Below are 11,943 nucleotides of genomic sequence, written 5' to 3'. Positions count from 1 at the left end.
GTTGATGGGTAACATGGAAAAAGCAAATTACTTAAAGTTACATACCGCATAGAATGACATGAAACTGGAAATTTTAAAACACAGCCATTCATACCTACCCATAATACTTTCATGAACACAAGTGACTGTTTTGGAAAAACAATAACTACTTGGGAGGGTTATTTTGCCTTATTTTGAAAATCAAATCAAAGAATATGAAACATATAAACCCCTTTTAACAAAGACTGAGGACTTCCACACTTTTTGGGAAAATACATTAAATGAGTCTGAACGACTTCCTTTACAAGGCACACTCGAAAGAGAAGAATATCCGATTAAACAGGTCGACGTATATCGTGTTACCTACCAAGGATTTGGTGGAACCCCCATAAGAGGATATTATATTTTACCGAAAGAAACAAAGGAAAGCCTGCCTTGTATAGTTATATACCATGGCTATGGCATGGATAAAGGGTCTATTTCAGATTACATGAAATGGGTCATACAGGGAATTGCCGTTTTAGCGATCGATAATCGAGGGCATGGAGAGAGTAGCGACGACTCTGGCTATATGACTGGAACAAATGGAACGTGGGTTTTAAATGGTATTTTAGACAAAGACGAATATTATTATCGAAAAGTATATATTGATAGTAAACGTGCCATTGACTTTCTTTTCTCAAGACCTGAAATTGATAAAAGTCGCATTTGTATTTATGGTGGTAGCATGGGGGGAGGAATTGCACTAGCCGTGGCTGCCTTAGATAATCGTCCTAAATTAGCCATAGCTGATGTACCAAATATGTGTAATATTGAATTGGCAATTCAGCTAAAATTAGGAGGGTCTCTACTAAGTCTTGAAAGCTATTTTGCAAGATACCCTGAAAAGGTACATCAAGTTTTCCAAAACCTAACTTACTTTGATAATCTTAATTTTGCCTCCATGATAAAAAGTAAGATTAGAGTAACGGTCGCGCTGAAAGATATCGTTTGTCCACCGCAAGGGATATTTGGCGTCTATAACCATATCCAAGCAGATAAGAGCGTAGTAGTTTACCCATTTACAGGACATAACGTCGGGAGCATTAGCTCACATCTGGACGATACAATCTCTTATGTAAGCGAGAATTTATAAGCGGTTGTAGAATTAGTATCATGCCAAAGTGATATAATTTTTTAGAGGAATTCTGTACTAAATTTCGGTTTTAAAAATCAAGTAAATATTTGAATAGTTGAGATTATCGGATGGAATATCAGGCAGTTATAGTGTTCTAGATTATACGCATAAGGAAAGATGCTTTCACTTATAATTAGGCCACTTTTTGGTCTGTTTTCTTATCCTGTTTTTCACATGAAACTTGTCGATTTCCCGGGAAATATTTCGAATTACGTCTAAACTTTTTTAATAAAGTAAATTAAGCTAGGAATGCGACCCTGTGTAAGAAACATTCACATTAATTCATACAATCGTGAATATATATTTTTTCATGTTTGTTTCTTGCACAGGGACATAAAACCTGTACCTAAAAATTGGTTTAGTAAATATCTCGATTCCAGAATCGTTGCTGTGCGATTATATTAACAAATTCTTTTCTAAATTCTGGATTACTTGAAGCGAATGCAATTCCAGGTCCTGCTTTTGCATTAGAAGCATTGAAATAAGGAACCCCTGAAGTCGCTATCCCTATCGGTTTATAATGCTTATAAGCTTCATTTATAAAGTCGATAATATCAGAATTTAACTTTGCTTGATTGGTAGCTGTACCTCCAACAACATACAGCGAATCAAACAATACCGGAGCAGTTGTAAGAAATGTTTCGTTTACCCTCACTTTTTGTCCATCTGAACTTCTAATGGTTCCGAGTTTTTCGCTTACAATTGTATAGTCTACACCATACTGTCTTAATGTTTTTATGGTCATTTCAACTTCGGGAAGATTAAAGTCGTTACCAATTAACACAGCCACCTTCAGAGTTTGAGGAACTTTTATAGTGTTTTCTTGACTAAGTGCGGGGGAGGAAGAAGTGACTTGGGATTGTTTCCCGGTCGGTCTATTTACCCCTAAATTATCTGCAATCTTGTTTGCCATTACTTGATCTACATGAACGAACATATCTACAACTTGTTGTCTTACATCTCGACTGTTAACTTTTCCAACTTCAAAAGAAAATGCATCAATGATATGCTGTTTTTCTGGAGGTGACATGCTGTTCCAGAAAAGCCTTGCTTGTGAAAAGTGATCCTTGAAAGACTCACTTCTTGCCTGAATGACACGTCCTTCTACTTTTTCAGCGTAATGTACAAAACCACCCTCTTTAGCTGTGCTCGTGGAAGGTGTGTTATTATCGAGTGAATTTTTGTGATAACTTACTTGACCTACGTTTATCGTCTGACGGCTAAAACCATTTCGCTGATTATTATGGAATGGGCAAATTGGACGGTTAATGGGAATTTCCGTAAAATTCGGACCACCTAGACGGAGTAACTGAGTATCTATATACGAGAATAATCTCCCCTGTAAAAGCGGGTCATTCGTAAAATCGATACCTGGTACAAGATTTCCTGGGTGAAATGCTACCTGCTCTGTTTCCGCAAAAACATTGTCAACGTTTCGATTCAATGTCATCTTACCAATTATTTTTACAGGTACAATCTCTTCTGGCCAAATCTTGGTTGCATCAAGAATATCGAAAGTGAACTTGAATTCGTCTGCTTGGTCTATTATTTGTACACCAAGTTCATACTCGGCATAATGGCCATTTTCGATTGATTTCCATAAATCACGTCGCTGAAAGTCTGGATCTTTCCCTGAAATTTTCTGAGCCTCATCCCATACGAGCGAATGAACACCCAGTACAGGTTTCCAGTGGAACTTCACAAATCTGGAAATTCCTTCTGCATTGACGAACCGAAATGTGTTTACCCCAAATCCTTCCATCACTCGATAATTCTTTGGTATTGTACGATCAGACATATGCCACATGATCATATGAGCGGACTCCTGATTGTTTGCGACGAAATCCCAGAATGTATCATGGGCAGAAGCTGCTTGAGGCATTTCATTATGCGGTTCTGGTTTAACAGCATGAATCAGATCTGGAAACTTCATCGCGTCTTGAATAAAAAATACTGGAATATTGTTTCCAACTAAATCATAATTCCCTTCTTCCGTATAAAATTTAACTGCAAATCCACGAACATCACGAACTGTATCAGGGGATCCCAGGCTCCCTACTACATTTGAAAATCGTGTAAATACAGGGGTTTTAGTTCCGGCCTTTTGCAAAAATCCTGCTTTAGTGAATTCCGTCATCGATTCATACAATTCGAATTCTCCATGAGCAGCGTATCCTCGGGCATGCACCACCCGCTCAGGTATTCGCTCATGGTCGAAATGGGTAATTTTCTCTCGAAGGTGAAAATCCTCCATGAGTGTCGGTCCACGTATACCAGCCTTCAATGATTCCTCATCGTTGGATATTTTTATTCCTTGATTGGTGGTGAGTTTTTTTCCATCATTGTTCATGCGAAATTCTTCTAATTGGCGTTCCTTTTTGTTTTGATCTGAGGACGATTTATCCACTTAATCCCCTTTCGTATAATAAACTACGCCACATTTGGGCTCTATGCCTACTATATGTATATCTTTTGCAGCTTAGTATAAAGAATACAACTTTGCATTTCTACCCTGTATAAGGAATATTCAAGTTAGTTCAAACAATCGTAAATGTTTTATAATTTCATATTTGTTTCTTGCACAGGGACACAAAAATTATCTTTATAGGTATATATAAATCTTTTAGGTAATTTTATTAAACCCTTAGTTGCATTATGAATATAGTGTTAACCATCCCTATGAATCATTTTTCCATTATTATTGAACTCTACCTTTACCACCTATCTAAAAAATGGAATATTATAACTAATAGGGTTGAGGAGGAGTTTAATGTATAAGGAAAGGAAGATATCGTTCTTTAGAGTCAACAGTTGCCGCTTACATTCTTTCAACAGAAGAAAAGAATCCAAGGTGTGCCTATGAAAATACTAGACGTAGATTTGGTTCAAGATGGTTTAAGACGAAATATTTCCATGTTGGACAGGCTTGAAAGTGAAGTAGATGCAATCCGTCGAGCAGTAGAAGGATTAGTAGCGATGGAAGACGAACTTAAAGGAGAAGGAGGCAGTGCCATTCGTGCTTTCTATGCGGAATGTCATCTGCCATTACTCAAACAATTTCTTGTTTCTGCTGCTGGTTATAAGCAAGTGCTTCAACAAATGGAAAGTGCTCTATATACACTTGAACCAGATACATCCGGCCATATTGTAGAGCAATTTCTGGAAAGTGAGGTAGAGCAGGGACTTTCTACAATCGCACAACTGACTGAAAATCTAACGAATGAGTCAAACAGTATTATGGATCAGGTGAGCGATATCGTGGCCCTTCCACATCTGAACGATAGTGAAGTACAGGAAGGCGTTCTAAATGCAAAAAGAAAGCGAGACGATACAGTAAGTACTCTTCTAGAATTTGATGCAACCCAGACAGCCGCTTTACTACCTTTCGAGCAAGACATGCAGGCAATGGATATGTGGATCCATAACATGGAAGAGATGTTCACAAGTAATCTCACGGATATCCACTTTCAAACAGATCGATGGGCAGAGCTGGTTGCGTGTAATCGCCCTTTAACCATTACCACGCCAACTATTGAAGGAGAAATGTGCCTACGTGAAGAAGAGGAAGAAAAGTCGATCGTAGATACTGGTTTAGAAATAGTAGATGGAATTTTATCTGGTTTATTTGATGTAGGGAAAGATTTTGTTACTGGAATTGTAGATATAGTCCAGGACCCGAAAGCCACGTTGGAAGCTACGGTAGAGGCAGTTACTAATCCCATGGAAACATTTAACACGATTAAATCTGCCATCACCACCTCCTATGAACGTGATATGGTCAACGGAGATGCCAATTCCCGTGCTCACTGGGTAACCTATGCATTAGGCACGGTTGCCACTTCAGTAGTTGGAACAAAAGGTGTCGGTGCACTTACCAAATCGGGGGTCACGGTCACAAAGGCAGTTGTTCCAAAAGTAGTCGGGGCTGCCAACAATGCCTCGGACTCATTAGCTAATCTATTACCCTACGGACCCCGTACACAGTTTGCGATCGCAGGTGAAGTTCCTTATAACACAGTGAATGCAACGGGCTTGAGGGATCAGGTGACTTCTATAGTGAGGGTTGAAAGTGGAGTTAAGGGTACTGGTGATACTAAGACTAAGAATATTAATAAAGAAAAATTTGAGAATGCAATGGTTGAAGCTGTAAGGAATCAACCTCCGTATACTAGAAAGCCTAATAAACCTAGAAATTTCAAAAGCAAAGTTCGTAATGAGGATGGAACTACTACTTATACGTTCATATCTAAAAAGAATGAAAAAGAGTATAATGTAGCATATGATAAAAAGGGTTTTCCAATATTTAATACAAAGCATGAAATTTCTTTACCAGAGAAACTTTATCTAGAAACTGACGCAGTTCAATTTGAATATTTATCTAAATCGTTATACAAAGAAATAAAAGGAAATCCAGAATTGGCAACAAAATTCACAAAGCAAGAAATAGAATTACTGGAAGCAGGTAAAGTACCTCAAACTTTAACATGGCATCACAACCAACAGCCAGGAGAAATGCAAATAGTTGATTATTTTGAACACCAATCAGCTAGTCATACTGGTGGAAGAGCAATATGGGGTGGAGGTGAAGCTGGTAGAAAAGGGGAAATTAAAAAGCAGATTTTGGAGATGATTTCATGGGACTAATTAAATGGGTTTTTACAGAAGAACCACTAGATGAAATGAAAATTGGTGAAGTTGAAAATTCATTTGGGTTTATTCTACCTGATGACTATAAACAGTGCATAATAGAAAATAATGGTGGTTTCCCAGAACCTAATGTTTTTGATTGTGATGATGGTAGGATTGAAGCTGTCTTCAATAATCTAATAAGTTTTACTAATAAAGACTTAAACATTAAAATGTTTTATGAGTTCTCATCTCAGAAATTAATTCCTTTCGGTAAAGATCCTTTTGGTAATTTATTATGTTTTGACTATCGGTACAATGAAAAATCACCAAAAATTGTTTTTTATGACTGTGAAGAAACAACAATAACTTCAGTGTGTGATTCATTTACTGACTTATTAGAGAGATTATATGCGTTAGAAAATATTTAATGGAGTAGGAAGTGATATAATTGGAATTAAATTTCGAATTTTCATATAAACCATTAGTTAGTCAAGATATTGAGGCATTCGAGAATGAATATGGTATAAATCTGCCAGAAAATTATAAGAGGTTTTTGCTTCTCAATAACGGTGGTAAACCAGTAAAAAGAAGATTTAAGACAGCAGATGGAACTATTACGTCCTCAGTAATGTTGTTTCTACCTTTATCGAAAGAAACAGATTCAAATCTAGAGAGCTTTTATGAGAAATATTGTACAAACAAGATAGTCCCTTCTAATTTAATTCCTATTGGTGTAGATCCTGCTGACAGTTTGATTTGTTTAACAATTAGTGAGCAGGATAAAGTGTATTTTTGTGATATGGATTACTTTGAAGAGGATAATGAGTTAAAAAATGATTACGTTAATTTAATTTCAGAAAACTTCACATTATTCCTCAATAGTTTGTACGAAGCTTAATTATTTGATGAATTCTTGGATAACTTATATGAGGACACTGAAGAATAAAAAGAAGTATTAACAATGAATAACATTATACAGCTAGTTATAAAGCACTTGATTGTTTAATAGGCAACAAGTGCTTTTTTGTTGAGAGTTTTAAGAAAAGGAAATTACATTAATAATGTTTTGTAAAATCAATAGCTCATGAAGGTAGTACCATCATGGAGTTTGATTATATACAGGGACAATAAAAAAGGATGAGAAATGGGCGAGATGATATTAAGAATTAGGTACGCATGGAAGCGTGGCTAAACTAACGAGAATGTCAAAGCTCGTGACGATGAAACAATAAATTAAATATAAAAATGATTATTAAAACTTATCAAAAAGCTAAACAAATTCAGTCAACCTAAGAAATTGCAGACGAGAAATATACAAAACTCTTCTTTCTTAATCGAGCTAGCAATTGTACAAAAAAGGAAAGCGAGGGGAATTCCCCTCGCTTTATTATTGGTCAAAAAAATGGAGGATTGAAACTAAAAAAAATATTTATCGTAATATAAAGATAGAAAGATTTTGGTCTTGAATCTAGGGGCAAATTTAATAAGAAAGCAGTGGGGAAAGTGAAAACCAAGAAGAGGTTTAGATTTCGAATTATTATTAGAAACATAGTATTAGCATTAGCTGCATTATTCCTTATTTGGGTTGCTTTCCATCAAGTTATGGTCGCATATGAACAAAAGAGTTACCCAGCATTAGATAAATTAGTTGAGGTGGATGGAAAGAATATGCACGTGTATACAAAAGGAGAGGGGCCAAATACAATTGTTTTGTTAAGTGGTTTAGGTACGGTAGCACCTGTATTGGATTTTGAGCCATTAATTGATGAGATGTCAAAAAGAAATAAGGTTGTTGTGGTAGAGCCTTTTGGTTATGGTTGGAGCGACCTAACAGATAAGGATCGAACAGTGGAGAGTTTAGTACAGGAACTAAGAACAGCTTTAATAAAATCGAATATCGAAGGGCCATATATATTGATGCCCCATTCTATTTCCGGGGTCTATAGTATGTATTATGCAAATAAATATCCAGAGGAAATTAAAGCTATTATAGGAATCGATCCCACCTTACCTAATGCCTTAGAGTATTTTGATGAATCTGTTCCAACAATGCCCAAGTATATGAGTTACATCGCCCCCACGGGAATTGCGAGATTGGCATTAAATTTAAGTCCAGAAGACTTCCTTCCTTTAGCAGACGAAGGAACTTATTCAGAAAAAAATTTAAAAATGACCAAAATCCTTTCTGTACAGAGAGGGTATAACAAAAATGTAGTAAATGAAGCAAATGAAATAAATAATAACATTAAAAAAACGCGTAATTTAATGTTTCCTTCAGATATGTCTGTTATGATTTTTACGACAAACGATAAAAAAGTGAATGAGGAAGGAAAATCAAATATTACTTTTTATCAATCGGAATTACGTAATGTGTCTTTACATAAAATTGTTCCTCTAGAAGGACATCATTATCTGCACTGGACTCAATACAAGGAAATGAGTAAATATGTTAATGAATTTACCGATGCATTTGCAAATGATTGATTGTGGGGGAGTCACAAGTTATAGCAACTTTGTTTACAGATTTACTTGAACGTCTGATAAATAATAGGAGTCAATATTGATGTTTGTTGAGAAGTGACTTCACTAATTTAGGTGATGCTTGTGATGATACTGATAGAAAACACTAAAGGTTATAATTATGGTTCGATCCTGTGTAAAGAAAATTTAAGTTAATCAGGGATACTATACAAGAAGGAAGGAAAGATTTCCATGATTTTGTAGAAACCCAAATCGGCGACAAGGTAATGAAAAGTATCTTAAAACATAAACTACCAGAAAATTGAAGCGAGAGTATACCATTTTAAAGAGGATGAGAATTTGGTATGGATAAGAAACAGCAGTTGCTCGAACAAATAAAGCTAGTAATAAATAATCTTCAAATAAATCATGTAAATGAAATAAATAGTGGAATTTTGCAGCTTTTATATAAAAGATATAAGGATGCATTAGAGATCTTAGAAAATAACAAAGACGTAGAAGGAATAAATATTAGTGGTGGAGTACGTGCATACATGGATGGATATAATAACTACCAACATCCGTTATTAGGAGAATTGCATAAGGCAGAAAAACTATTTAAAGAATTATAATAAGGTGTTTATTAACCAATAAAATATAAAGTCTCAACTTATCGTTGATTGACTCCTCCCCTTAATGTAGGATTTTCTCTTAATAATCTTTGAGAATAATATTACTTTAAGATAAAAGAGTATCCTCAGTTAAGAATTTTTGGTGAGGATACTCCTCTTTGTTCGTATTTTTATTCTTCCACTAAATAATGATATATATCGTACTGTACGGGTTGTTCTAGAATCATGTTCATTGTAGCAACATTGTACACTTTACCTTTATCTATAAGAGTATCGTTTTCTGCACTATCTGAATCTACCACAACTTTACCAAGGTAATAGAAATCTTTTCCTTCACCATTATGTTTTTTTACAAACAAATGAACACTTATGTTTGCTGCAGAAGAGTTTACTATTGGTGCGATATCTTTAGCTGTAATTTTTCTGTTTTTAGTTGAACACCATTTAAATATGTCTGTAGATAAGAACTCGTCCATATATTTCACTTCTAAATTCTCTTCGTTAGTTTTATGATAGTTTACAAAGATAGGACAGGTATTCATTTTAACTCTGCCGCCGTTTAATGTCCCTTCTTCATTACTACTCCAATTCAAAATTCTACATACGTCTTTTCTAGAATACTTTTCATATATAGTCAAAGGAGTCTGTTTGTTATATTTTTTATTCTTTTCAAAACTACATAGAATTATATCCTCCAACATTTTCATGAAGTGATCATTCTCTATGCTTTTCTGTAGTTCATTGTTTAGTTTATATTTTCCGTTTGCTAAGATTACTATTGGTTTTGAACCATAATTTTTCTGAGCAGTTGTTACGAAAAAATTTAATGATAATAAATTTTCTACTGAAAAAATCGTCTCGTCATCAATATAAGTTCCATAATCACTTAATAGTTTTAGATAATCTGTTTTAGAAATTTCACCTATTTTTATTAGATTTTGAACTAATAAAACTTCATGAATTCTTTTGCCATTTATAAGTTCTTGAGAAAACATTGTTAATACTGCTTGTTCATAATCATTTATATTTGTTACAGGTTCATTCATACTTACTAAAAAATCAAGGTAATTTTTCTTTTTTACAAAGATTACTTCCGGGTCAATAGAATTATTCTTTATAAAATCAATTAGAAGGGGCACTCTACCCAATCTATTTTTTAATTCTTTGTAAGGAGTCGTGAGAAACTCCATATTGTACAATTTTAACTTTTTACTATCAATTGCATCAAAAATACGTTTTTTAGCAATCTCTTCAAAGTTAATTGTTGAAACACCTTGGATATAATCTGTATTAACCGTTCTACGTCGGACATTATCCTTGTTCATGGATTGATCGCCAGAAAGGGCAATAGGGATCAAATAGTTATTTTTATAGTTTCCGATGAAATCAATAATAGTTACATACTCTTTTTCATTATGCTTGCGTAGTCCACGTCCTAATTGCTGGATGAAAATTATACTTGATTGTGTTTGGCGAAGCATGATAATTTGGTTTAAAAATGGAATATCAATACCTTCATTAAAAATATCTACAGTTAAAATATAATCTAGTTCATATCGCTCTAATTTACTAATAGCATCTTCTCTTTCAGGTTGTGAATTATCACCTGTAAGTGCGACAGTTTTTAAACCTTTGGTATTTAAAACTGTCGATAATGCGTGTGTTTCTGCCTTGGAGCTACAGAAGATTAAACCTCGTACATGCTTTCCGGAATAGCCATAGTATTTAATTTTTTCAAGAATATGGTGGACGCGTTCATGTGATACAAGATGTTGCAAAGTAGATGTATCATCAATTATTTCACCATTTCTCTCATAATCTGTCACGCCAAAGTAATGGAATGGACAAAGCATTTCTTCTTCAAGAGCAGCTTGAAGTCGAATTTCATAAGCAATATTGTAATCAAAGAGTTCAAAAATATTAAAACTGTCCGTTCGTTCAGGAGTGGCCGTCATTCCAAGTAAGAAATCAGGTTCAAAGTAATTAATAATATTCAGATACGAATCTGCACCTGCACGATGTACTTCATCTATTAAAATATAGTCAAATTCTTCTTTAGCGAACTGTTGTAAATACCGTTGCGAGGATAGTGTTTGAACTGTGGCAAATAAGTATCTTGCATTTGTATCTTTTGAATTACCTGAAAGAATTCCAAATTCATCTTCATGACCACCTAATATTTTTCGGTAATCTTGAAGAGCCTTCTTTAAAATTTGTTCTCGATGGACGACAAAGAGCACTTTTTTAGGGGCAAAGTTACGAACATCAAAAGCAGATAGATATGTTTTTCCTGTACCGGTAGCAGAGATAATTAACCCCTTTTTAGCTCCGGTTTCACGGAGAGTCTTTAACTGTTTCAGCGCATCAATTTGCATTTTATTTGGCTGAATAGTTAGACTATCTGCTAATTGGTTTGTTAGATACTCTGTGTTCACTTGAAATACATTTGAGGTTGTCTGTTTAACGAAGGGCTGCTGTTCATAATTCAAATTGTAGTTGTTAATCCATTCTACGGTTAAAGGGATGGACTCGTTCCAAGCCTCTTCAAATTGATTTTTGAAGTGATGGATGATTTCTCCATCTTCTAAAGAAGTTAAATAGACATTCCATTCATAGTTAGCTTTTAAAGCACTATCCGTTAGGTTAGAACTTCCCACTATTAAAGAATAATAGTCTGTGTGTTCGAATATATATCCTTTTGAGTGGAAACCTTTGACACCAGTTAGACGGACTTCCACATTTTCTAGTTTTAGTAGTTCTTTAAACATTTTGGGTTGATTAAAATTTAAAAAAGTAGACGTTAAAATACGACCTTTTATACCCTTTAACTGAAGGTCGAATAGCATAGTTTTTAAAGTTGCTAGTCCACCCTCGGTTATAAAGGCAACGGAAAAAGTGAAGGTTTCGCATGTTTTCATTTCTTGAAGAAGAGTAGATAAAACATTTTCATGAGCTTTATTTGATAGCAGCTTAGGCTTAAACTTTCCTGATACAGGATTATTTTGATCAATAAAACCTTTATGTAATGAATTCTTCATTTTGCGAATCAGTTGATCCATTTAAACC

Annotated in this window: 8 protein-coding genes and 1 pseudogene; 7 read left to right on the top strand and 2 right to left on the bottom strand. The window is 34.7% G+C overall.

The features are described 5' to 3' along the window. Positions 1-163 precede the first annotated feature (163 nt). Positions 164-1,114, top strand: coding sequence for an acetylxylan esterase (locus tag MKY37_RS08635; RefSeq protein ID WP_340775993.1), 951 nt, complete (start codon positions 164-166; stop codon positions 1,112-1,114). A gap of 400 nt (positions 1,115-1,514) precedes the next feature. On the opposite strand, the gene MKY37_RS08630 is transcribed toward MKY37_RS08635, so the two are convergent. Then, positions 1,515-3,563, bottom strand: a complete 2,049-nt coding sequence (locus tag MKY37_RS08630) for a catalase (protein ID WP_445323028.1) — start codon at positions 3,561-3,563, stop codon at positions 1,515-1,517. Between the two features lie 452 nt (positions 3,564-4,015). On the opposite strand from MKY37_RS08630, the gene MKY37_RS08625 reads away from it, so the two are divergent. The 6 genes and pseudogenes from MKY37_RS08625 (at position 4,016) to MKY37_RS08600 (ending at position 8,877) form a co-directional block, all read left to right on the top strand. Beyond that, on the top strand, positions 4,016-5,800 hold the full coding sequence (locus MKY37_RS08625) for a T7SS effector LXG polymorphic toxin (protein ID WP_340775990.1): 1,785 nt from the start codon (positions 4,016-4,018) through the stop codon (positions 5,798-5,800). Beyond that, positions 5,791-6,213 carry an SMI1/KNR4 family protein gene (locus MKY37_RS08620; RefSeq protein ID WP_340775987.1) on the top strand — a complete coding sequence of 141 codons (423 nt, stop codon included), beginning with the start codon at positions 5,791-5,793 and terminating at the stop codon, positions 6,211-6,213. Before MKY37_RS08625 ends, MKY37_RS08620 begins: the two co-directional genes overlap by 10 nt. 20 nt (positions 6,214-6,233) lie before the next feature. Further along, positions 6,234-6,683, top strand: coding sequence for an SMI1/KNR4 family protein (locus MKY37_RS08615; RefSeq protein WP_340775984.1), 450 nt, complete (start codon positions 6,234-6,236; stop codon positions 6,681-6,683). Positions 6,684-7,288: 605 nt separating this feature from the next. Continuing rightward, on the top strand, positions 7,289-8,269 hold the full coding sequence (locus tag MKY37_RS08610; protein WP_340775982.1) for an alpha/beta fold hydrolase: 981 nt from the start codon (positions 7,289-7,291) through the stop codon (positions 8,267-8,269). Next, positions 8,269-8,349: pseudogene (locus tag MKY37_RS08605) on the top strand (SMI1/KNR4 family protein); the annotation flags it as partial. The gene MKY37_RS08610 and the pseudogene MKY37_RS08605, both read left to right, overlap by 1 nt. Before the next feature lie 261 nt (positions 8,350-8,610). Next, the gene (locus tag MKY37_RS08600; protein ID WP_340775979.1) at positions 8,611-8,877 is read left to right on the top strand and encodes a hypothetical protein; all 267 of its coding nucleotides are present in this window, start codon (positions 8,611-8,613) and stop codon (positions 8,875-8,877) included. A 170-nt stretch (positions 8,878-9,047) separates the two neighbouring features. Here MKY37_RS08600 and MKY37_RS08595 read toward each other — a convergent pair whose 3' ends face one another. Then, positions 9,048-11,936, bottom strand: a complete 2,889-nt coding sequence (locus tag MKY37_RS08595) for a DEAD/DEAH box helicase (RefSeq protein WP_340775976.1) — start codon at positions 11,934-11,936, stop codon at positions 9,048-9,050. Positions 11,937-11,943: the final 7 nt, after the last annotated feature.

Origin of the sequence: Psychrobacillus sp. FSL K6-2836, assembly GCF_038003085.1 — a bacterium.
In the GTDB taxonomy this organism is placed as follows: Bacteria; Bacillota; Bacilli; order Bacillales_A; family Planococcaceae; genus Psychrobacillus.
Note: the sequence above shows the minus strand (reverse complement) of the source record. Positions and strands in the feature narration are given on the sequence as shown.

Excerpts from the sequence above, each read along its gene's own strand:
- MKY37_RS08625 (WP_340775990.1), top strand. The coding sequence starts at position 4,016 with ATGAAAATACTAGACGTAGATTTGGTTCAAGATGGTTTAAGACGAAAT.
- MKY37_RS08620 (WP_340775987.1), top strand. The coding sequence starts at position 5,791 with ATGGGACTAATTAAATGGGTTTTTACAGAAGAACCACTAGATGAAATG.
- MKY37_RS08600 (WP_340775979.1), top strand. The coding sequence starts at position 8,611 with ATGGATAAGAAACAGCAGTTGCTCGAACAAATAAAGCTAGTAATAAAT.
- MKY37_RS08595 (WP_340775976.1), bottom strand. The coding sequence starts at position 11,936 with ATGGATCAACTGATTCGCAAAATGAAGAATTCATTACATAAAGGTTTT.